Genomic DNA, 22,250 nt, shown 5'->3' on the forward strand with positions numbered 1-22,250 from the left:
TGGGCGTCCGTCTACGGGCGATCGTCCAATCGAGTTGTTCGCCTATCACATACAGTATATTATCCCATACCAATGCAGAAAGCACTAGAGAATGTTGATTGGAGTACGTTAAGACTATGCAAACCTGCCATACTTATACAAAAAGGTCGTGATGAGATGAACAACCCTCGCCAATATGAGAGGGCTCCTTTACCGTCGCAGCTGATGACCGTCCCCAGTCTTCCCAAGCAAAAGGAAAACAAGGCGCATATCCGCAGCTTCAGCCCTGAACCTGCGCCCTTCTTGCCATCATTCACTCCACCGCCACCGTTAGAGACAACAACAGCCATCGTTCCATATAGCCAAGCAGCCGAATCGCCAATTGCCACGGTTGTTGAGGAGACCACTGCCAAGAAAAGCGGCTTCTCGATCGGTGACATCAAGCAAGTCATTGATCGCATGGGCGGAATTGAAGGCATCGTCGAGACGATGGGCAAGGTGCAGAAAGTGATGAACAGCGTATCCCAGATCGCTCCCGTCGCCAAGCTGCTCATGGGCACACTCCTTCCAGGCAAAAAGAAAGACGGAGAAGACGGTGACGAAGATGATCATTGGACGAAAAATCCGCGCAGGCGCCGCCGCAAGCGTACAACAGGAAAAGGGAAATCGCCGCTTCCAAGTAAGCAGCGCCGTCGCACCTCCAAGACGCGTCGCCGGTAATTACACACAGCAAAAGAGCCGACTCCTCCATAGAGAGAGCCGGCTCTGTGTGCTTCTATTTAAAAGAATAGATCGATGAACTTGAAAATAATCATCGCAAGTACCGCACAAATCGGAATCGTAATGAACCAAGTCACTACAATTCGACCTGCTACGCCCCACTTCACCGCCGAGAAACGCTTGGCGGAGCCTACCCCCAAGATCGCGGAGGTAATAGCATGCGTAGTGCTAATAGGCAAATGCGTCAGCGTTGCCGACATAATAACCGAGGCTGCAGACAAGTCTGCGGCAAAGCCGTTAATCGGTTCGATTTTGAAAATTTTCGTTCCCATCGTTTTAATGATCTTCCAGCCGCCAATCGAAGTACCAAGTGCCATTGCTGTTGCAGCAGCAAGCTTAACCCACAGCTGTACTTCCATTTCGGTCTGCAGTTGTGCAGTGACGAGTGCGAATGTAATAATCCCCATTGCCTTCTGCGCGTCATTCGTACCATGAGTGAATGATTGCAGAGCAGCCGTAATAATTTGACAGGTTCGGAACCCTTTATTAACGGTATGTGGACTATGATTACCAAATATCCATTTTAAGATTGTCATCACGACATAACCGACAGCGAAAGCAATAATTGGCGAAATAATAAGACCGAGAACGATGTTTTTAAATCCGCCCAAGTTCAAATAATCTGATCCGGCACCGATGAATACTGCCCCTGCCAATGCGCCAATAAGCGCATGCGAGGAAGATGACGGAATCCCGAACCACCAAGTAACCAAGTTCCAGATTATAGCCGAAATCAGTGTCGCCATGACGATTTCAAGGCCATTCTCCAGCTTTGCTGGATCAGCAATACTGCCGCCTATCGTCTTGGCAACCCCTGTAAAGGTCAGCGCCCCGGCAAAGTTCATCACAGCGGCCATCAAAATGGCAACACGCGGCGGAAGCGCCCTCGTTGACACCGACGTGGCGATCGCATTCGCCGTATCGTGGAAGCCATTAATAAAGTCAAAGGCAAGCGCCAAGAAAATAACGACGCCCACGATAATCATCGTAATATCCATGTTCATTATCTATGTGATTGCACAGCACTAATTATCATCCGTCCGCGCAATCCCTACCTCCTTCGTACACTAGGGCTGGCTTATCTTATGTGTTACGACAGATATTAGGAATTTCGCATGACGATCGTTTCAAGCTGCTTCGCCACATCCTCACAGCTGTCGGTCGTCTGTTCAAGACGCTCGTATACGTCTTTGCGTTTGATCAATTCGATTGGATCCTTTACTTCTGCGAACAAGGCACGAACCCCACGGCGGTAAATGTCGTCTGCGGAATTTTCCAGCTCATTGACACGTATGTTATGCTCGCGGATAGCAAGCAGTTTTTTCTGTGACAACAGTTTGATTGCCTTCTGTATTTCATATGCACTGCGCTTGATAACATCGGCGAACAGTACCACGATTTCATCACGTTCAATCATTTGGTACATGTCGAAACGCGAAGCACTGGCCTCCATCCCATCAAGAACATCGTCGAGTGCTGTCGTAAGCGCCATAATGTCCTCGCGCTCAATCGGCGTAATGAATGTTTTATTAAGCTCTGTCAAGATCGTATGTACATAGACGTCACATTTGCTTTCCAGATCCTTCATTTCCTTCGTAAACGCCAAGACATCCGTCAAATCTTCTACGCCTTGTGCGAACGTTTCTGCCGCTAGAACGAGCGTATCCGCCATGTTTTGCAGCGTTTCGAAAAACACGTCCCTTTTCTTGAACATTCCCGAGATCTCCTTTGCAACAAAAATTGCATGTGATGTAATCTTCTAAACCTTACATATCTTATCATAGGATACGGTGGTTTTGTAAAGAAATCGTAAACCAAACGTGAGCAAATGTCGAAACTTCAGCCCTATTCACCGCCAGAAATTCTCCCTTATTCGACAATTTTCGCCGTTTTTCATAAAAAGTACAGCAAAATACCGTTCTCACGCCGTTTTTCGCTCATCATCCAATGTTTCCCACGTTGGAATGTTGGATATGCCATAGACATGGGCTAGCAATCATGCTGCGCCCACCATACGGTATAGTTTCCTCCTTTTTCTGCAAAGACATACATAAGATCGGCATGTGTTCGTATTCACCCCAAATCAAAAAAGACGAAGCTGCTATGCCCTCCGGCTGCCACTTCGTCTCACATTCATAATTGGATTATCTCACTACCACACCGTTATCAAGCTATATACTCCAGTTCGCCCATTCCTCCTGCCGCTTCTCCCACCGCTTCAGCCATTGAAGTGTACAGGTGAACAGCTTCTCCCGATGCGTCCCATCCGAATACGTATGATCAGCTTGGAACACAATTTCCTTATCACATTGACCGTCGCTGCGCAGCCAGAACACCTTCTGGAACAGAAAGCTGTAATCCGCCGGTATGACATCATCACTTGTGCCGTGTACAAGCAGTACATCGCCATTGAACTTACGTGCCTCTTGCAGCGGCTGATGAACACCCAACGCATTGAAGTAAGCAGGCGTGAAGGAATATCCTAGGTAATCGGCATATCCTCTTGTCATTGCCGTATCGTACTGCTCTCGCCCAACTATCCGCACAATATCATTGAATGGGTAGGCTACAGGCGACCAGAGGACAAGCCGCTTAATACGCTGATCGCGCACAGCGGTCAATATTGCAATCGCTCCACCCAAGCTATGGCCGATCAGCGTTACCCGCTGCGGATCGACATCACCGCAGCCGAGCGCATAATCGAGTACTGACTGCGTCTGACTTATCATGTCATCTAGACCAGTATGCCCATAATCGCCCGTGCTCTCGCCGCATCCGGCGAAGTCGAAGCGCACAACGATGTGCCCTTCCCCTGCTAGTTTGCGCGCTGCATTCACGAACAAGCGGTCAACGCCGATTCGGCTGCCGACGAAGCCGTGGCAAATAATCGTTACAGGGGCGCGCCGCTTCACACCACGTTCAAATGGAGCTCTCTCCTCTGGATAATGAATCGTCGCCGCCAACCGTTCTTCTTGCCATCGAATATCAATATGTCGCTCCATCTTACACTCCCCTGCCTTCTGCATCACTCAGGTGCGTGCAGTGCACCCGGCATCATTTATATCATATAATTCCGATTAATATACTATGTTTTAAATTGAGTGTACTCCTCTATCCGATTGCTGTCAAGAGTACAGACAAGAAAAAAACCGCAACACCGCGCAGCGGTATTACGGTTTTGATTAGTAATGCAGTCCGTACGAACGCTGCAGCATCTGATGCGTCTCCAGCGTCCCATCCATCATCCCCGCCTGTAAATGCGAGGCAGCCTGATCATAATCGTCTGTGTCCGCAGAGTCATCCGTCAAGGATGACTTGCTAGCTAAATGGGACTCTTTAACCGCGGACGCTTCGCTTGGCCCCCTCGAATGCTCCTGATTGAGATACAGCTGTGTTAACCCTTGTTCTGAATCGCTCTTCCCTTTCATCCTTGTCACCCTCCTGCCGTATGTCATGATTGGCCTATACGACATTATTATGGTGTGTAAGGAGAATTTTATACGCCGTTAGAAGGACGTTCAGACAGAATGCCATGACAGAGCATCGTCGTGATCTGGTCAGACAATGTGCGTACGTTCATCCGCTCATCCAAATTGCCTGGCTGGAGGAAGAACTGCTTCATCGACACGAGATAACGCACGATCAAATGCGGAGAAAGCTCTTTGCGAATCTCTCCCCTCTGCTGCCCCCGGAAGATTGCCCCTTCAAACTCCGGGATGACGTGCTCCTCTTGATAGGCCATCATTTTTGCGAACAGATTTGGATAGTACTGCGTTAAATCGGTAACGAACGTTAAAGATATCCGATCAAAGGGCTGGTATTTTAGCAAAAGGTCGAATAGTTCATACATATCCTTCGCTTCTTCCATCACACGCAGCAAAAATTGATGGCTCTCCTGCACCATCCGATCCGTAATAGCCTCAAGCAGCCCTTCCTTACTTTGAAAATATTTATATATCGTCATTTTCGCAACGGGAACCGCCTCCGCAATCTGCTCCATACTCGTCTCTTGGATGCCCCGTTCGAAAAACAACCGCTGTCCGACATCCATAATTGCGATCGCTTTACTGTTCAACTGGCGTAAGATCCCCTTTCCGTGCGGACAAGGCTCTGCCGCCTATGCCGTCAAGAGAGGGACTGCATCTTACAGATCCCGCTTCGACAGCACAAGCCAGCCGAAGAGCAGCCCGCCTGCATATATCCCTATCGTAATGAATACACCCTCCCAAGGCAAGCTGCCTGCGTCGAATAAATCTTTGCCATTGAAGACCGTGAACAAGCTGATGTCCGACATCCAGGCTAACGACTTCTCCATACCGGAGAGCAGATGAAATAGGAACGATAAGATGACGATTCCAATACTAAGCGACATTCCGGTTCGCTCGGAAGTGACGAAGACCGTCATCACATATCCGATTCCGGCAAATGCCAGCGCCGCCAGCAGGCCCGCGATCGAGTAGGTGAGCAGCAGCCCTGCATCCGCCACGGTACTGAACAGGTGCCCGAACCATACCGTCACCCCATAACTGACCGCTGCAATCAAGAAGAAGGCAAGAAGATGCGCGCAGGCTTTTCCGAGGAACAGCTGCCCACGAGATGCTGGCAGGGTGAACATAAAATCCACTGTCCCTCGATCCCTCTCCCTAGCCACCGTGGAAGCCGCCCACATCGCAGCGAATATGCCTAACAGCATCATGTAGAACACAAGCGGCTCGCCAGCCATCCAGCCCTCGAAGCTGCCGAACATCTCCACATGCATACCGAATCCTTCCAGCAAGGCAGGAGGAAACTGCTTCAAGGCGTCCAACAGCGATGTATTGCTCGTGTACATGTCGCCGAGTCCAGCGAACATCATCTGGAACACAATAATGATGCCTGCCCATATGAAAAAGCTGCGACGATTCGTTCTCCATTCATAACGAAACACCTGCCACATTACGCTTCTCCCCTTTCGCTCTCAGAACGCTCACGTGAATGCCCAGCTTGCGTTGGCTTCTCTACTGCATCCTCCCGCGAATGTCCAACCTGCTTTGGCTTCTCTACTGCATCCTCCCGCGAATGTCCAGCCTGCTTTGGCTTCTCTACTACGCACTCGTGCAAGTGCCCAGTTTGCGATGATTGCTCTCCTGTGCACTCCCCCAATTGCCCAGCTTGCGTTGATTGTCCCGCTTGATCCTGAGAATGATTTCCCCCATTTCCGCTCGCATCGTACTCCGCCATGAACAGATCCTCCAAAGAAGGCTGCTCAATACGGATATCCCTTAGCTCGTGGGCAGCAATACGCTGCAGGGCTAGGTGCAAATCACCTTGCAGCACAAGACGATGCTCCATGCCATCGTATACTGCGTTCGGATCGATATTTCTCAATCGGTAAGCCTCTATGCAATTACCCTGCTTCTTGAATTGAATATGTGCAATCCGGCGATCCTTGCCTGGAATCCCATCTACATCACTTACTCGCAGCAGACGACCTTCTCGGATGAACGCGACACGGCTGCACAACTTCTCTACCTCGCTTAGAATATGGGTGGAGAAGAAGATGGTCGCTCCCCGTTCATGCTGCTCCATTAATATCTGGAAAAAGGTGTGCTGCATCAACGGATCAAGCCCTGATGTCGGTTCATCCAGTACAAGTAAATCCGGCTTATGCAGCAGACACTGTACAATGCCAAGCTTCTTGCGATTGCCAAGTGAGTACGACTTCACTCGCTTACTGACATCCAACTTTAACTGATCTGCCAATGCCATTGCAGTTGTATGTTGCAACAACAGCCCATTCATTCGCGCAGCGAAGTCCAGTACTTCTTTGCCTGTTAGCTCCTCGTTATAATGCACTTCTGACGGTAAATAGCCGATTCTCCTGCGAACATCAGGACGTTCCTTGTTCATTACTTCTCCGAACAATTCCACTGTCCCCGAGGTAGGGCGAATGAGCTGCATAATCGTACGAAGCGTAGTAGACTTTCCCGCCCCATTCGGTCCAATAAATCCGAAAATCTCACCCTGCTGTACTTCTAAATTGACTTCGTGGATACCGCGCTGTGATCCGTACCTTTTTGTGAGATTGCTCAACTTGATAGCGTTCATGCGGCACACTCCAATCTATACTATAGTTAAATTATGAGTATATCTTATTCCGCATATATTCAAACTCACAAGTCCGTTTTATACTCAATCAAGCATGAAAGTATACCATTCTCCACTCATTAGCTCTTTCCTGCTCATCATTTCGAATCAGTGGAAAAATAGGCGATCGAGCTCAGATATCCGAGAATGATCCCTGCAACTTCCCCTTCGATAACAAAAAAAAGAGGAGCATCGCCCCTCTTCCTCGTCTATCTTGTCTATACTTGTATTCGTTCTGACTTCGCACCGATGTCACTGCGGTATTGCATCCCACTGAATTGGATGCGTTGAACTGCCTCATATGCCTTCGCTTTGGCTGCTGCCACATTGTTGCCTATGCCGACAACTCCTAGCACTCGGCCTCCTGCTGTCCGCCACGTTCCATCCTCATCACGCGCCGTGCCCGCATGGAATAAGAGAGCTGATTCCGCTGCCTGCTCCAACCCCGTAATGACGTCGCCTCTGCGAACATCTCCAGGGTAGCCTTCTGCTGCTACAATGACACACATCGCAGCATGATCATGCCATTCAAGCTCAATCTCCTGTAGACTGCCTTCAGCGACTGCCCACAGGACTTCGAACAGGTCTGACTTCAACCGTGGGAGTACAGACTGCGTCTCTGGATCGCCGAAGCGTGCATTGAACTCAATGACCTTCGGTTCCCCATCCGGCGTGATCATTAGTCCAGCGAACAGCAAACCATGGAAGGAGCGGCCCTCGGCAACCATCGCCCTGGCAGCCGGTTCAATGATCGTCAGGCGCGCCTTCTCTAGAATGGACGGTGAGAATTGCGGCAAAGGGCTATATGTCCCCATACCACCTGTATTCGGTCCGCGATCGCCATCGAAGATTGGCTTGTGATCCTGCGCTGGTTCACATACGCGCACCGTTTCTCCATCTACGAAGGCCAGAATGGACATTTCCTCACCCAGCATAAATTCTTCAATGACAACCTTGCTGCCAGATGAGCCGAACTTTCCAACTACCATCACCTCATGCAATACTTCAATTGCCTCTTCATGCGTATGAGCAATAACTACACCCTTGCCCGCCGCCAGACCATCGGCCTTAATGACGACCGGCAGCATATGTTGATGGACGTACGCCGAAGCCTCATTGAAATTATCGAACGCAGCGTAGGCAGCGGTCGGAATTTTATATTTGTGAAGCAGATGCTTCATGAACACCTTGCTTCCCTCAATCTCAGCTGCCTTACGATCAGGGCCAAATACGCGCAGTCCTTGTGCTTTCAGTACGTCAACAATTCCGCCTGCCAGTGGATCATCAGGTCCTACGACAACAAGGTCAACTTCCTGTTCAACTGCGTATCGGGCAATGCCTTCATAATCGTGGACTGGCAGCGGCACACATTCGGCGAGGTTCGCAATCCCTGCATTGCCTGGCGCACACAGCACCTGCCCAACTTGCGGGCTATTGCGAAGCGCCCATACCAGTGCATGCTCGCGTCCGCCGCTGCCGACGACCAATACCTTCTTCCCTACGTGCTCCATATTCATGAACACCTCCTTAGTGCTTAAAGTGACGTACGCCAGTCATCACCATGGCAATACCATGCTTATTTGCCACTTCAATGGATTCGCTGTCTCGAACTGAGCCTCCTGGCTGAATCACTGCCGTAATTCCAGCTTCTGCTGCCAAGGCCAGCGTATCGCCCATTGGGAAGAACGCATCGGATGCAAGTACAGCGCCGCGCGCCTTCTCACCGGCTTGTTCGATTGCGATGCGAGCTGCACCTACCCGGTTCATCTGTCCGGCACCTACACCAACCGTCATTCCATCCTTCACGAGGACAATCGCATTCGACTTTACATGCTTCACGACATTCCATCCGAACAACAGCTGTTCCATCTCCTCAGAGGATGGTTCACGTTCTGTTGCGACCTGTACACTGTCTGCTTTCATGGAATGTAAATCAAGATCCTGCACAAGCACGCCACCATCCACTGTCGTCAGCTGCCGTGATGATACCCGCTCGTCTGGGGATGGAATTGTCCCTGTTTTCATCAGACGGATATTCTTCTTCTGTGTAAGCACCTCAAGCGCTTCTTCTGTGAAGCTAGGAGCGATGACAATTTCTAAAAATATTTCATGCAGCAAACGGGCTGTATCGCCATCGATTTCTCGGTTAGAGGCAACGATTCCGCCGAATATCGACGTTGGATCAGACTCATATGCCTTCTCATAAGCTTCCAGAACCGTAGCACCGATCCCTACGCCGCATGGATTCATATGCTTCACTGCAGCCACCGCAGGTGTACGGAACTCACTAACGATCGCAAGCGCCGCATTGGCATCGTTAATATTGTTGTAGGACAGCTCCTTGCCATGCAATTGCTCAGCTGTTGTAATACTGCCTGCGCCCGCCAATGGTCGGCGATAGAAGGCCGCATCCTGATGCGGATTCTCCCCGTAGCGAAGCGGCTGTGCCAGTTCATACGTCACACTCAATCGCTCCGGCCATTGCTCACCAACCTGCTCAGTCAAATATTCCGCAATGATGGAATCATAAGCTGCCGTATGGCGGAATACCTTTGCCGCAAGACGACGACGAGTCTCGATTGTTGTATCGCCACTAGCGCGAACTTCTGCGAGAACAGTCTCATAGTCCGCTGCATCGACGACAACCGTGACATCTGCATGATTTTTGGCAGCAGAGCGCAGCATTGTCGGGCCACCGATATCTATATTCTCAATCGCATCCTCATAGGACACGCCTTGCTTTGCGATCGTCTGCTGGAATGGATAGAGATTCACAACGACAAGATCAATCGTAGACAAGCCAAGCTCATCCAGCTGCTCCATATGAGCCGGATTGCCGCGCATCGCCAGCAGCCCGCTATGAACGGCGGGATGCAGCGTCTTGACCCGACCATCTAAAATTTCCGGGAACCCCGTCACATCCGATATCCCTGTAACCGGCACTTGCTCCTGCTCCAGCAAAGCTTTCGTTCCACCCGTGGAAATAATCTGCACACCCGCTTCCGTCAAGCTGCGCGCAAATGCAACTACGCCCGTCTTATCGGATACACTGATCAATGCTCTTTGAATCGCCATGTTGTCCTCTCCCCTGCTAAACTTTGGCATTTTAATTAAATATCATTGTAATGCGTTACCGTATGGAAGTCTATATTATGGCTCCCTGTTAAAAACGAACCTTATCTACCCGTCAGAATCTTCTACGCAAATATCTCAAATATCGATCAGAGCCCATCGTCTCAGTCTCGTCTCGCCAACTACTATTTCGCAATAGCGGCAGAAACATGTCCCTGTGCAGTGGAAAAACTGATAAAATGTCTTTCAAATAGTGGACACAATGTTGCAATAGAGATACCTTTCCCCAAACCTTAACCAACACAATATATAGATGAAATGACACTTAAACTTCTACATGTAGACATATCTTCATCTGCAGCAATATAACCCTCTGTGTCCACATTAGCGTGGACATTTTCCCAATTTGTCCTCGAAGGAGATACAAATATGTTGTGCAGGCATTCTTGTATAATCATCGGTAGCATCAAAAAAATTAGCTGATTGCAAGAAGCTCCGCAGAGAGGAGATTCTGCACCACTTGCGGGTACAGTTCGTGCTCAGCTTGCTGGATACGCGCTGACAAAGTATCTTCCGTATCATTAGGCAGGATGGCAACAACCTGCTGCGCCAATATTGGCCCTGTATCCATCCCTTCATCAACAAGATGTACCGTCACTCCCGTCACCTTCACGCCGTAATCCAATGCTTGGCGTACCGCGTGCATGCCCGGAAATGCTGGCAGAAGCGAAGGATGGATATTGACCATGCGTCCTTCATAAGCTCGCAGCAATACGGGGGTTACAAGGCGCATATACCCTGCCAGCACAACCCAGTCAATGCGTTGCTTGTGCAGCAAGCGGAGAACGTCCTGCTCATAATCCTCACGAGAAGTATATTTCTTCGGTTCAAATATGGCAGTCTGCACGCCGGCTTGCTTCGCACGCTCAATGACGCGCGCATTAGGCTTGTCGCATACGAGTAGGGCGATGTCAGCTTTCAGACGCTGCCCGCAAGCAGCCGCATCGACAAGCGCTTGAAAGTTCGAACCCGATCCAGAAGCAAACACGACAATGCGTGGGAGATGCTGCTCTTTAGGCTGCTCTTTAGGCTGCTCTTTAGGCTGCTCTTTAGGCTGCTCTTTAGGCTGCTCTTTAGGCTGCTCTTTAGGCTGCTCTTTAGGCTGCTCTTTAGGCTCCGATTTGGCACTAACTTCGACTCTAGCTTCTACGTTACTGAGCGAGTTTGCATTTAAGCACGGAGATGCATCAGCGGACGTACCACTACCATACATCTTGCTTGGATCATTAGTTGGCATCTCCATTGTACGCTTGCCTCCATGCAAACCTTCCTGCTTACCATCATGCTTACCTCCATACAAACCTTCCTGCTTACCTTCATGCATATTTTCAGGCATACTTTCTGGCACATCCTCGTTCCATTCCGATTGCCGCATTACAAGCCTACCCCCGGGATGTGAACTTGACGGCTTCCTTCCGTAACTCTTCCAATGCGATATACAGCCTCGCCGCTTTGTTCCAGACTGCGGATTGCGGTATTCGCTTCCTCTTCCCCAACAACGATCACCATGCCGATTCCCATATTGAACGTCGTGAATAATTCAGAAGCGGTAAGCTTGCCAATTTCCTTGCACCAAGTGAACACAGGATGAATCGGCCATGCCCCATACTCAATCTCAACAGACGTACCTTCAGGAAGCACACGCGGAATATTCTCTAAGAATCCCCCACCTGTAATATGAGCCGCACCCTTCACATTCACTTGCTTCATCAGTTCAAGCATGGAGCACACATAAATGCGTGTCGGCGTAAGTAGTACCTCTCCAAGTGTACTGCTGCCATCAGGTGCTACATCCGTCAAACTCAGTCCGCCTTGTTCAAGCAACAACTTGCGGACGAGTGAGAAGCCATTGCTGTGCAGTCCACTCGAAGCAAGACCCAGCACAACATCGCCAGGGCGAATCGATTCACCAGTAATGATTCGGCTCTTATCTACGACACCTACGCTGAAGCCAGCAATATCGTACTCATCTGCCGAATACATACCTGGCATTTCAGCCGTTTCACCACCGATTAGAGCGCAGCCCGACTGTGCGCAGCCTTCCGCAATACCGCTCACAATCGCTTCAATTTGCTCTGGAACGACCTTCCCGCAGGCCAAGTAATCAAGGAAGAATAACGGTTCTGCACCTTGGACGACAATATCATTCACACACATCGCCACAGCATCAATGCCGATCGTGTCATGCTTATCAAGCGCGAACGCCAGCTTCAGCTTCGTTCCCACTCCGTCCGTACCTGATACAAGAACCGGTTCTTTGTAACGCTGAATATCCAGTTGGAACAAAGCTCCGAATCCACCCAAATCGGTTAGCACTCCTGGCGTAAATGTGCGGCGCACATGCTTCTTCATTCGTTCGACCGCTTCATTCCCCGCCGCAATATCGACACCCGCTTGTTTGTAGGCTTCTGACATGATCGTGCGTCTCCTCTCTCCCTGTAAGCAGGACAGGAATGCATCCTGCATTCCCGTCCGTCATCGTTAATGTGAAATGAATGAAATCTTGAAATCTCGAATTATTCAAAATGTATATGTTACGAATCTCGGCCCAGCAGGCGACATCCCACAGCCCGAGCGATCACTTGGCAATCATTTAGAAATTCATTTAGAAATTCATTTAGAAATCACTTCGCAATCACTTCGCAATCACTTCGCAATCACTTCGCAATCACTTCGCAATCACTTCGCAATCACTTCGCAATCACATTTGCAATCATTTAGATATCAATTTGCAATCGCTAAAAATCACTTGACAGCCTCTCACACTCAACAGCCACAGCCTGAGCGTTCATTGCCCGTCCCCGCTGCTGCAGGGTCTGTATATAGATTCGTTGGATAGTCCTTATCGAAGCAGGCTAAGCACAGCCCTCCGTTGGACTCCTTCGCAAATGCCCCACCAATTGCACCAATCATGCCGTCTTGGCTCAGAAAAGCAAGGGAGTCCGCCCCCACCAGTTCACACATCTCTTCCACCGTGTGCGATGACGCGATCAAGTCCTCGCTGTTCGGCGTATCGATTCCGTAGAAGCACGGATGCTTGAACGGTGGCGAAGCGATGCGCAGATGAACCTCCAAAGCCCCCGCTTCGCGCAGCATGCGCACAATTCGGCGTGATGTCGTGCCCCGCACGACCGAATCATCGATTAGAACGACCCGTTTGCCCTCTACGACACTGCGCACCGCACTCAGCTTCATCTTCACACCCTGCTCGCGCAATGCTTGGCTCGGCTGAATAAACGTCCGGCCCGTATACTTACTCTTAATCAAGCCCATCTCATAGGGAATTCCCGTCAGCTCTGCGTACCCAATAGCAGCCGATATACTAGAATCCGGCACACCACTTACGATATCCGCCTCTACGAACGATTCCCTCGCAAGCTGCATGCCCATTTGTTTGCGTGCAGTATGCAGATTGACATCATGCAGCTGGCTATCTGGCCTTGAGAAGTAGATGAACTCCATCGCGCATAATGTGCGGCGTTGTAGCGGTGCGAACCGTTCCGAACGATGACCGAGCGCATCTACGATGAGCAGTTCCCCCGGCTCCAAGGAACGAACTAATTCCGCACCAACCGCTTCAAGTGCACATGTCTCCGAGGCAAATACATAACTGTCGCCTAGCCTGCCAAGCACAAGCGGCCGGAGGCCATTCGGATCGGATGCGGCAAGCAGCTTGTCGTTCGTCATAATGAGGAAGGCAAAGCCCCCAACCAGCTCACGAAGCGCCTCCTTGGCCGCACGAACGACGTCGTGCTCCGAGCGAGCGATAAGATGCGCAATCACCTCGGTATCACTCGTCGTCTGGAAAATAGAACCCTTCTTCTCCAACTCGCGGCGAATTGCAGGAGCGTTGACGATATTCCCGTTCGTCGCAACTGCAAGATCCCCATCGCGCGTCTTGAAGACGAGTGGCTGCGCGTTTGCCAGCCGGCTGTCGCCGGACGTCGAATAACGTACATGGCCGATCGCCCGATCACCGCGCATATCTTGCAATCGCTCGGCATCGAACACTTCCTTCACAAGCCCCATTGCACGATGATAGTGGAAGGATTGACCGTCGGACGTACACATGCCTGCACTTTCCTCGCCACGATGTTGCAGCGTGTGCAGCCCGTAATACACCATCGAAGCCGCCTCTTCATAACCAAACACACCGAATACTCCGCATTCTTCCTTCAAGCGGTCAAATGGCCCATCCTTGCCGCTGCCCTCATTGTAGTAAGCCCCTGTTACTTCATGAGACATGGAATCGCATCCTTCCATACCTGTTCTGCTTGTTGCCAAGGCATATTCAAAGCATCCGTTCCATCTACCCGAACGTGGATCTGTTCACCTCCGACTGTACCGATGCCCTCTACCGGAACTCCTGCTTCCGCGCAGCGAGCCTTCACTTCTTCCAACTGCTCAGCACGTACCGACAGCAGGATACGGGATTGGCTCTCGCTGAACAGTGCGATATCCGTACGCAGTCCTTCTGTGCTTAGATCAAGCGTCGCACCGATATGACCGCTGATGCAGCTCTCCGCAAGCGCAGCCGCGAGACCTCCGTCCGATACATCATGTGCCGACTGCACTAGTCCTGCTTGAATCAGGCTCAACACGGTCTTCAGCAAGCTTGATTCTGCATTCAGATCGAGCTGTGGAGGACGACCTTCTACCGAGCCGTGTACAATGGCTTGGAATTCACTTCCGCCAAGCTCTGCCTTCGTACGGCCCAGAAGCAGTACTGCATCTCCCGCCTGCTTGAAGGCTTGTGTCGTAATGTACTGCGTATCATGAACGAGACCGACCATGCCAACGACTGGCGTTGGATAGATGGCTCCCTTTGCATTTTCGTTATACAAGCTTACGTTCCCACCGATAACCGGCGTATTCATCACACGGCATGCTTCAGCCATGCCATCAACAGCCTGCTCCATCTGCCAGAAGTTCTCCGGCTTCTCCGGATTGCCGAAGTTCAAGTTATCCGTAATTGCCAACGGCTCAGCACCGGAGCATACAATATTGCGCGCTGCCTCACAGACCGCAATGCGGCCTCCCATGAATGGATCAAGCATCACATAACGGCCATTGCAATCCGTCGTCATCGCGAGCGCTTTGTTCGTTCCGCGCACAAGCACAACTGCCGCATCCGAGCCTGGTGCCACTGCTGTGCTCGTGCGAACCATCGTGTCGTACTGGCGATATACCCATTCCTTGCTTGCCACAGATGGTGAGCCAAGCACCTTCAATAGCGCTCCGTTCAGTGCTTCAACCCCGCTTACTTCTGGGTAAGCCGTTGTGTCCACGGAAGCGTTAGCCTCATAATAAGCAGGTACAGCAGAAGGCTTATTATAAATCGGACATTCATCCACAAGTCCGTTAACCGGCATATCGCCGACAACCTCGCCACCATACAGCAGGCGCAGGCGCCCATCGTCTGTAACGCGGCCAACCTTGCGGCAAATAACGCCCCAACGTTCAAAGATTTCCATCGCAATTGGCTCGTTATGCTCTTCAATAACGAACAGCATGCGTTCCTGCGATTCGGACAGCATCATTTCATAAGGTGTCATGCCAAATTCACGCTGCGGCACCTCGTTCAAGTCGAGCTCAAGCCCGTTGCCTGCCTTGCTCGCCATCTCCGCGCTCGAACAAGTTAGACCAGCCGCCCCCATATCCTGAATCCCGATCACGATGCCGGAAGCTATCAGTTCCAAGCATGACTCCATAACCAGCTTCTCCATGAACGGGTCGCCTACTTGTACCGCCGGACGCTTCGCTTCCGATTGCTCTGTCAGCTCCTCCGATGCGAATGTCGCACCATGAATGCCATCGCGTCCTGTCGGTGGCCCAACATAATACACAGGATTGCCGATTCCGCTCGCCACGCCCTTCTGGATATCTTTGTGGTCGATCAGCCCAACGCACATCGCGTTAACGAGCGGATTGCCTGCATAGCTGTCATCGAAGACGACCTCGCCGCCCACCGTCGGAATGCCGATGCAGTTGCCATAGCCAGCAATGCCTGATACAACATGCTCGAATAAATACTTCACCCGCTCATCCTGCAAGCTGCCGAAGCGCAGTGAATTCAGCATAGCAACCGGACGCGCGCCCATCGAGAAAATATCGCGAATAATACCGCCTACTCCCGTAGCCGCACCTTGAAACGGTTCGATGGCAGAGGGATGGTTATGGCTCTCGATTTTGAATACAACCGCTTGTTCGTCCCCAATGTCGACAATGCCCGCTCCTTCGCCCGGACCAACCAGTACACGGTCGCCTGAAGTCGGGAATCGCTTGAGCAGCGGCTTCGAGTTTTTATAAGCACAATGCTCAGACCACATGACACTGAACACACCGATTTCGGTATAATTCGGCTTCCGGCCGAGCAGCTCGCATATGCGTGCATACTCATCTTCCGTTACGCCCATTGTCCGGTACAGCTTCTGCTCCTCAATCTGCTCAGCAGTCGGTTCCTGCTTCATATGGCGAAGTCCTTCAGCAAGGGATTGTTCCTTCTGCTTCGCGCTGCGTGCTGCCGCCTGTTCTTGTTCCATCGTATTAGTGAGCGTTGACTGCATGTTGTTCCCTCCAAGCTTGTAAAATGGATGTAAACAAGCGAACGCCATCCGCTGAGCCCAGCAGTTCGCTAACCGCACGCTCGGGATGAGGCATCATGCCGAGCACGTTGCCAGCCTCGTTGCAGATACCAGCTATATGTTCAAGTGAACCGTTCGGGTTCTGCTCATACGTAAATACAATTTGATTGCCTTGCTTCAGCTTCGCCAGCGTTGCCTCATCGCAATAATAGTTGCCCTCGCCATGCGCGATTGGGATGTTCAGAATGTCGCCCTCGACATAATCCCGTGTGAACGGCAAATCTGCACGAGTTACTCGAATCGGGGCAGCGTGACACCGGAACTTCAGCCCTTCGTTTCTCCGCAGTGTCCCTGGAAGCAATCCCGCTTCCGTCAAAATTTGAAATCCGTTGCATATCCCAAGCACATAAGTGCCTGTCTCAGCAGCCTTAGCGACCGCCTTCATAACAGGAGCGAATCTGGCAATCGCTCCACTGCGCAAATAATCACCATACGAGAAGCCACCTGGAATGACGATAAGGTCATATCCGGTTACATCCTGCTCCGTATGCCATACCCGATCCACTTCGACATTCAGCGTATCTTGTATGGCATGGACACAATCTAGGTCACAATTCGATCCGGGAAATACGAGCACCGCTGCCTTCATCGCCTATTCCTCCAACTCGTACCGATAGTCTTCAACGACTGGATTCGCCAGCAGCTTCTCGCACATTTGCTCCACCTGCGCCGACGCCTGCTCGCGATCTTCCGTGTTGATATTGAACTCCATATATTTGCCGATGCGCACTTGCTCCACACCGCTGTATCCCATCGTGTGCACCGCCTGCTCCACTGCAGCCCCTTGCGGATCCAATACGCCTGCCTTAGTCGTTACGAAAACCTTCACCTTCATCCCTTTTTCCTCCCCATCAGTCCATACTGTCATGAAATTTGAACAAGTCTACAAAACTGTAATGAATACGATTCATAAAACAACGACCAAACTAGTCAGCGTTGGACGATCCTCCATAAAACTAGAACATTCAACAAAACGTTAAAACATTTATAAAACGGAAGATCATTCAGGCCATGCTTGCTCTGTAATGCGCTCATACAGCTCGATATAGCGGCGGCGCGTAGCTTCTACTACCTGCTCCGGCAGCACTGGCGGCGTCCCACATTTATCCCAACCGCTTGCAGCCAAGTAGCGTCTTACTGGTTCCTTATCCAAGCTATCGATATCCTGATCCAGCACATACTGATCGACCGACCAGAAGCGCGATGAATCCGGGGTGAACAACTCATCAATGAGTACAAGTTCTCCGTCAATAGTTCCAAATTCAAATTTGCAATCGGCGAGCAAAATGCCCTTGGATGCGCATATTCCAGCCGCATACGTATACAGCTCGATGCTGACCTGACGCAGCTGCTGCGCAAGATCTGCTCCCAAATCCTCGCACATAACCGCAAACGGCACATCTTCATCATGTCCCTCATCATGCTTGCGGGACGGTGTAAAAATCGGCTCCGGCAGCTTCTCATTCATGCGGAGGCCAGCAGGAAGCTCAATTCCGTTGACAGATTGGTTGGCCGTATACTGCCTCCAACCGCCGCCGGTAATATAGCCTCTTACGACGCATTCAAAGTCAATGCGCTTTGCTCGGCGAGCAATTGTCATTCGATCTTGTAGGGAACTTAATATTGCGGATAAATCCTGGGGTTCGAGATGTTCATCTCGGCGATTCAAGCTTTCTGTATTTCGCTCAGCTTGATGCAAAGCCGTGTCATGCCGTTGTATTTCTGGATGTGATTCTGGGTGTGTATTCTGGTGTTGGTCTTGGTGAGAATTCTCGCTGTCCTGATGTGAATCATGACAACAATGCATATCATTAGCTGAATGTATGCTGCTACGGTATTGCTCCAATCGCTTCTCCTGAGTCTGCTTCAGAAGCCCTTCATCGAATGGAACCACATGGTTCGCAATGACATGCTTCGTCTGCTCGAACCAGAATTGGCTCAGCCTGTTCAATACCTCTCCTTTGCCGGGAACCTCCGGCTTCAATACGGCGTCGAATGCAGAGATTCGATCCGATACAACAATTAATAAATGGTCTGGGTCCAGTTCATACAGCTCGCGCACTTTCCCACGATGGAGAAGCGGCAGCGGAACGATGTCAGTCTCAGTCGCAAATTGAGTGTTTGTAGACATCTCCTGTGCTCCTTTCGGCATTACGCCCATTTAGTCAAAAGCGCGTGTTCAAATCAACCCGCCCACATTATCTGCGGATAGAATCGAACAACCTTTAAAAGGAACCCTCCCATATATCGCACCCGTTGCAGCAGTCTCTTCCGATCGTGGTTGGAGGGAAGAAAGAGACCGCCTGCATTCGGCCGTCAGGGCGACAGCCTACGGGAGCTGCCTACACGTCATCATAGGGGGACGAGTAGGAATCAAGCTCATCATTCAATTGTGTACTAGGTAATGTTAGCTCGCTAGGGATGCAAGTGCCGGCTGCCAGTCGTACAGGTCACGACTAGTTCAAGGCAGCTTGGAAGTTTGCTACTCACCACACTGCAATTTCGCGCTAACCAGCAACCTTGCTGCTAACCGCTACTATCTGCTTCTTCCTGCTCCAAGCCTTAATCAAGCAAGCCCACTTGGCGGAAGATCGTATCTACATTTTTCAAATGCCATGCAGGATTGAACGCATCCGCGATCTCTTCCGCACTAAGAACAGCCGTAATCTCAGGTGTGTTCTCAATAATGTCGCGGAAGCTGCGCTGCTCTTCCCATGCCTGCATCGCACGAGGCTGTACCGTGTCATAAGCCTGTTCACGCGCCCAGCCCTTGTCGATCAGCTTCGTCATGACGCGGCCGGAGAACGGAACATCGAAAGTGCGCTGCATGTTGCGCTTCATATTCTCTGGGAACACCGTCAAGTTCTTCACGATGTTCATGAAGCGGTTCAGCATGTAGTTCAACAGCATCGTCGCATCCGGCAGGATGATACGCTCTACCGAGCTGTGCGAAATATCGCGCTCATGCCAGAGCGGCACATCCTCATAAGCGGTCAGCATATATCCGCGCATTACGCGGGACAAGCCGGAAATATTCTCGCAGCCAATCGGATTGCGCTTGTGCGGCATTGCCGATGAGCCCTTCTGGCCCTTCGCAAATGCTTCTTCCACTTCGCGGAACTCACTCTTCTGCAAGGCGCGAATCTCAGTAGCGAACTTATCAAGCGATGTCGCGATAAGCGCAAGCGATGCCATGTACTCCGCATGACGGTCACGCTGCAGCGTCTGCGTCGAAATCGGTGCTGGCTTCGTACCAAGCTTCGCGCATACGAACTTCTCTACAGATGGGTCAATATTCGCATATGTCCCAACTGCACCGGACATTTTGCCGAACTCGACGCCTTCCGCTGCGCGACGGAAACGCTCTAAATTACGGAGCATTTCTGCATACCATAGTGCCATCTTCAGTCCGAATGTTGTCGGTTCTGCATGCACACCGTGCGTACGACCCATCATTGGCGTATCTTTATATTCAAGTGCTTTATTTTTCAAAATCTCGATGAAATTCAGCAAGTCGCGATCTATAATCTCATTCGCCTGCTTCATCAAATAGCCAAGCGCCGTATCCACGACGTCCGTTGACGTTAAGCCGTAGTGAACCCATTTCCGCTCTTCGCCCAGCGTCTCAGATACTGCGCGAGTGAAGGCGATCACGTCGTGGCGCGTTTCTGCCTCAATCTCATAGATCCGTTCGATATCGAAGCTTGCATGCTCGCGGAGCTTCTTCACGTCTTCATGCGGGATGACGCCAAGATCAGCCCATGCTTCACACGCACACAACTCCACCTCAAGCCAAGCCTTAAATTTATTTTCTTCCGTCCAAATCGCCCGCATCTCCGGGCGCGAATACCGTTCAATCATCGTTTGCATTCCTCCACAAGTCCGTTAAATTCATCCATTCGAGCGCAGTAGCGATGTCCGGCCCTAGTATGTTAATATGCCCCATCTTGCGCTTCGTCTTCGCTTCCGACTTGCCGTACCAGTGCAGCTTCGGCGTCACGCCAAGGCGGCTGGCTGCCGGATCGTCAGCACGGAACCATTGTACCATGTCCAAAGCGTCTTCGCCGAGCAAGTTCACCATAACGACAGGGGTATGGAGCTCCGTACTGCCAAGCGGCAAGTTGCATATCGCGCGAAGATGCTGCTCGAACTGCGAAGTGCGGCAGGCATCCATCGTGTAGTGTCCCGAATTGTGCGGGCGTGGTGCAAGCTCGTTCACAAGCAGGCGGCCGTCAGCGGTCAGAAACATCTCAACAGCAATGAGGCCAACGACGTCCAGCGCCTCGGCAATACGGCGCGCAAGCCGCTTTGCTTCGTCCTGGATATGCTGCGGAATGCGTGCAGGCACAATGGACATATGCAGAATATGATGCCGATGAATGTTTTCCGCAACTGGGAACACAGCGATCTCGCCGCGCGGGCTGCGCGCTGCAATGACGGACAGCTCCAGCTCGAAAGGAATGAATTCCTCCAGCACGAGCTCCGAGGTGAGAGCGGCGAGCGCCTCATAAGCCCCTTCCGCTTCGTCTGGGTGGCGAATGATACGCTGGCCCTTGCCATCGTATCCGCCGATTGCTGTCTTCAGCACACCTGCCCCGCCGAACGCTTCCAGCCTCTGTTGAATCTCAGCAGCGGAAGCTACGGCTGCATATGGCGCCACCGGTACGTTCGCGGCGTTGAGAGCTTCCTTCTCCCGCAAGCGATGCTGCGTAATGCGCAGCAGATGGCTGCCCTGCGGCGCGTAAGCTTCCCGCTCCAATCGCTCCACCACTTCGGCCGATACATTCTCGAACTCGTATGTGACAACATCCGCGCGCTGGCCTAACTCGTGTGCAGCGTCAGCATCGTCATAAGCGGCTGTAATCAACTCGGCAGCAGCGCCACATGGCGCGTTCTGCGCTGGATCGAGCGCTGTGAAGCGATAGCCCATGCGCACGCCTTCAAGCGCCAGCATGCGGCCCAATTGGCCGCCGCCCAGCACGCCAATCGTTGCACCGGGAACAAGCACCGGTGCGTCCACCCGGCTCGGGCGCTCTTGCGGCAGCGTGCGGCCGTTCACAGGCGCGCTCATTCGAGCGCCCCCGTGTCCTGCACCTGCTGCCGAACAGCTTCCCTGCGCGCCGCGATGCGCGCGCGCAGCACTTCATCGTGCATGCCGAGCATCTGCACGGCCAGCAGCCCGGCGTTCGTCGCACCCGCCGGCCCAATCGCGACGGTCGCCACGGGTACGCCCGCCGGCATCTGCACGATGGACAGAAGCGAGTCCATCCCGTTCAGATGCGATGACTTCACCGGCACGCCGATAACCGGCAGTACCGTCTTCGCCGCTACCATGCCCGGCAGATGCGCAGCACCGCCTGCTCCGGCAATAATGACACGGATTCCTCTTGCCTCCGCCGTCTCGGCATAGCGGAACATCTCGTCTGGCGTACGGTGTGCGGACACTACCTGTTTCTCATAAGCAACGCCCAGCTCCTCCAGCACTTCGCACGCCTTCTTCATCGTATCCCAATCGGACTTGCTTCCCATAATGACGCCTACTACCGGCACAATGCCTTGTTCGTGACTCGCTGTGTTCACCATCGCAAT

General features: G+C 51.7%; 20 protein-coding genes. 1 reads left to right on the forward strand and 19 read right to left on the reverse strand.

Annotated elements, in window-relative coordinates:
- Positions 1 to 156: 156 nt before the first annotated feature.
- Complete coding sequence (locus BLS15_RS19690; RefSeq protein ID WP_051249950.1) at positions 157 to 699, forward strand: hypothetical protein; 543 nt, start codon at positions 157 to 159, stop codon at positions 697 to 699.
- A 59-nt stretch (positions 700 to 758) separates the two neighbouring features.
- On the opposite strand, the gene BLS15_RS19695 is transcribed toward BLS15_RS19690, so the two are convergent.
- From BLS15_RS19695 to purE, 19 genes are all read right to left on the reverse strand, one after another.
- Positions 759 to 1,757, reverse strand: coding sequence for an inorganic phosphate transporter (locus BLS15_RS19695; protein ID WP_021254974.1), 999 nt, complete (start codon positions 1,755 to 1,757; stop codon positions 759 to 761).
- Between the two features lie 104 nt (positions 1,758 to 1,861).
- The gene (locus BLS15_RS19700) at positions 1,862 to 2,473 is read right to left on the reverse strand and encodes a DUF47 domain-containing protein (protein ID WP_021254975.1); all 612 of its coding nucleotides are present in this window, start codon (positions 2,471 to 2,473) and stop codon (positions 1,862 to 1,864) included.
- A 457-nt stretch (positions 2,474 to 2,930) separates the two neighbouring features.
- Positions 2,931 to 3,761 carry an alpha/beta hydrolase family protein gene (locus BLS15_RS19705; protein ID WP_021254976.1) on the reverse strand — a complete coding sequence of 277 codons (831 nt, stop codon included), beginning with the start codon at positions 3,759 to 3,761 and terminating at the stop codon, positions 2,931 to 2,933.
- Positions 3,762 to 3,941: 180 nt separating this feature from the next.
- Positions 3,942 to 4,187, reverse strand: a complete 246-nt coding sequence (locus BLS15_RS19710; protein ID WP_021254977.1) for a hypothetical protein — start codon at positions 4,185 to 4,187, stop codon at positions 3,942 to 3,944.
- 68 nt (positions 4,188 to 4,255) lie between these two features.
- Positions 4,256 to 4,834 (reverse strand): TetR/AcrR family transcriptional regulator, encoded by a 579-nt coding sequence (locus BLS15_RS19715; protein WP_021254978.1) that lies wholly within the window; start codon positions 4,832 to 4,834, stop codon positions 4,256 to 4,258.
- A 69-nt stretch (positions 4,835 to 4,903) separates the two neighbouring features.
- Entirely contained in the window at positions 4,904 to 5,695 is a 792-nt protein-coding gene (locus BLS15_RS19720) for an ABC transporter permease subunit (RefSeq protein ID WP_021254979.1), read from the reverse strand.
- Positions 5,695 to 6,846, reverse strand: a complete 1,152-nt coding sequence (locus tag BLS15_RS19725) for an ABC transporter ATP-binding protein (protein ID WP_090513461.1) — start codon at positions 6,844 to 6,846, stop codon at positions 5,695 to 5,697. The genes BLS15_RS19720 and BLS15_RS19725 overlap by 1 nt, the downstream gene beginning before the upstream one ends.
- 257 nt (positions 6,847 to 7,103) lie before the next feature.
- Positions 7,104 to 8,402 carry a phosphoribosylamine--glycine ligase gene (purD, locus tag BLS15_RS19730; protein WP_090513464.1) on the reverse strand — a complete coding sequence of 433 codons (1,299 nt, stop codon included), beginning with the start codon at positions 8,400 to 8,402 and terminating at the stop codon, positions 7,104 to 7,106.
- Positions 8,403 to 8,412: 10 nt separating this feature from the next.
- A complete protein-coding gene (gene purH / locus BLS15_RS19735; RefSeq protein WP_090513467.1) occupies positions 8,413 to 9,960 on the reverse strand; it encodes a bifunctional phosphoribosylaminoimidazolecarboxamide formyltransferase/IMP cyclohydrolase in 1,548 nt (515 codons plus the stop codon).
- A gap of 472 nt (positions 9,961 to 10,432) precedes the next feature.
- A complete protein-coding gene (purN, locus tag BLS15_RS19740) occupies positions 10,433 to 11,011 on the reverse strand; it encodes a phosphoribosylglycinamide formyltransferase (protein WP_036591715.1) in 579 nt (192 codons plus the stop codon).
- 380 nt (positions 11,012 to 11,391) lie between these two features.
- Positions 11,392 to 12,432 (reverse strand): phosphoribosylformylglycinamidine cyclo-ligase, encoded by a 1,041-nt coding sequence (gene purM / locus BLS15_RS19745; protein ID WP_028532342.1) that lies wholly within the window; start codon positions 12,430 to 12,432, stop codon positions 11,392 to 11,394.
- A 351-nt stretch (positions 12,433 to 12,783) separates the two neighbouring features.
- Positions 12,784 to 14,262 (reverse strand): amidophosphoribosyltransferase, encoded by a 1,479-nt coding sequence (gene purF / locus BLS15_RS19750; RefSeq protein ID WP_028532343.1) that lies wholly within the window; start codon positions 14,260 to 14,262, stop codon positions 12,784 to 12,786.
- Positions 14,247 to 16,487, reverse strand: a complete 2,241-nt coding sequence (gene purL, locus BLS15_RS19755; protein ID WP_028532344.1) for a phosphoribosylformylglycinamidine synthase subunit PurL — start codon at positions 16,485 to 16,487, stop codon at positions 14,247 to 14,249. The genes purF and purL overlap by 16 nt, the downstream gene beginning before the upstream one ends.
- A 76-nt stretch (positions 16,488 to 16,563) precedes the next feature.
- Complete coding sequence (gene purQ, locus BLS15_RS19760; RefSeq protein WP_028532345.1) at positions 16,564 to 17,250, reverse strand: phosphoribosylformylglycinamidine synthase subunit PurQ; 687 nt, start codon at positions 17,248 to 17,250, stop codon at positions 16,564 to 16,566.
- A 3-nt stretch (positions 17,251 to 17,253) separates the two neighbouring features.
- On the reverse strand, positions 17,254 to 17,496 hold the full coding sequence (gene purS / locus BLS15_RS19765; RefSeq protein ID WP_021254988.1) for a phosphoribosylformylglycinamidine synthase subunit PurS: 243 nt from the start codon (positions 17,494 to 17,496) through the stop codon (positions 17,254 to 17,256).
- A gap of 165 nt (positions 17,497 to 17,661) precedes the next feature.
- Positions 17,662 to 18,792, reverse strand: coding sequence for a phosphoribosylaminoimidazolesuccinocarboxamide synthase (locus BLS15_RS19770; RefSeq protein ID WP_139170699.1), 1,131 nt, complete (start codon positions 18,790 to 18,792; stop codon positions 17,662 to 17,664).
- A gap of 431 nt (positions 18,793 to 19,223) precedes the next feature.
- Positions 19,224 to 20,522 carry an adenylosuccinate lyase gene (gene purB, locus BLS15_RS19780; RefSeq protein WP_021254990.1) on the reverse strand — a complete coding sequence of 433 codons (1,299 nt, stop codon included), beginning with the start codon at positions 20,520 to 20,522 and terminating at the stop codon, positions 19,224 to 19,226.
- Positions 20,515 to 21,732: a 5-(carboxyamino)imidazole ribonucleotide synthase gene (gene purK / locus BLS15_RS19785; RefSeq protein ID WP_021254991.1), complete on the reverse strand. Its 1,218-nt coding sequence runs from the start codon at positions 21,730 to 21,732 to the stop codon at positions 20,515 to 20,517. Before purK ends, purB begins: the two co-directional genes overlap by 8 nt.
- Entirely contained in the window at positions 21,729 to 22,214 is a 486-nt protein-coding gene (purE, locus tag BLS15_RS19790) for a 5-(carboxyamino)imidazole ribonucleotide mutase (RefSeq protein ID WP_028532348.1), read from the reverse strand. Before purE ends, purK begins: the two co-directional genes overlap by 4 nt.
- Positions 22,215 to 22,250 lie beyond the last annotated feature (36 nt).

Origin of the sequence: Paenibacillus sp. cl6col (assembly GCF_900102125.1) — a bacterium.
In the GTDB taxonomy this organism is placed as follows: domain Bacteria; phylum Bacillota; class Bacilli; order Paenibacillales; family Paenibacillaceae; genus Paenibacillus_B; species Paenibacillus_B suaedae.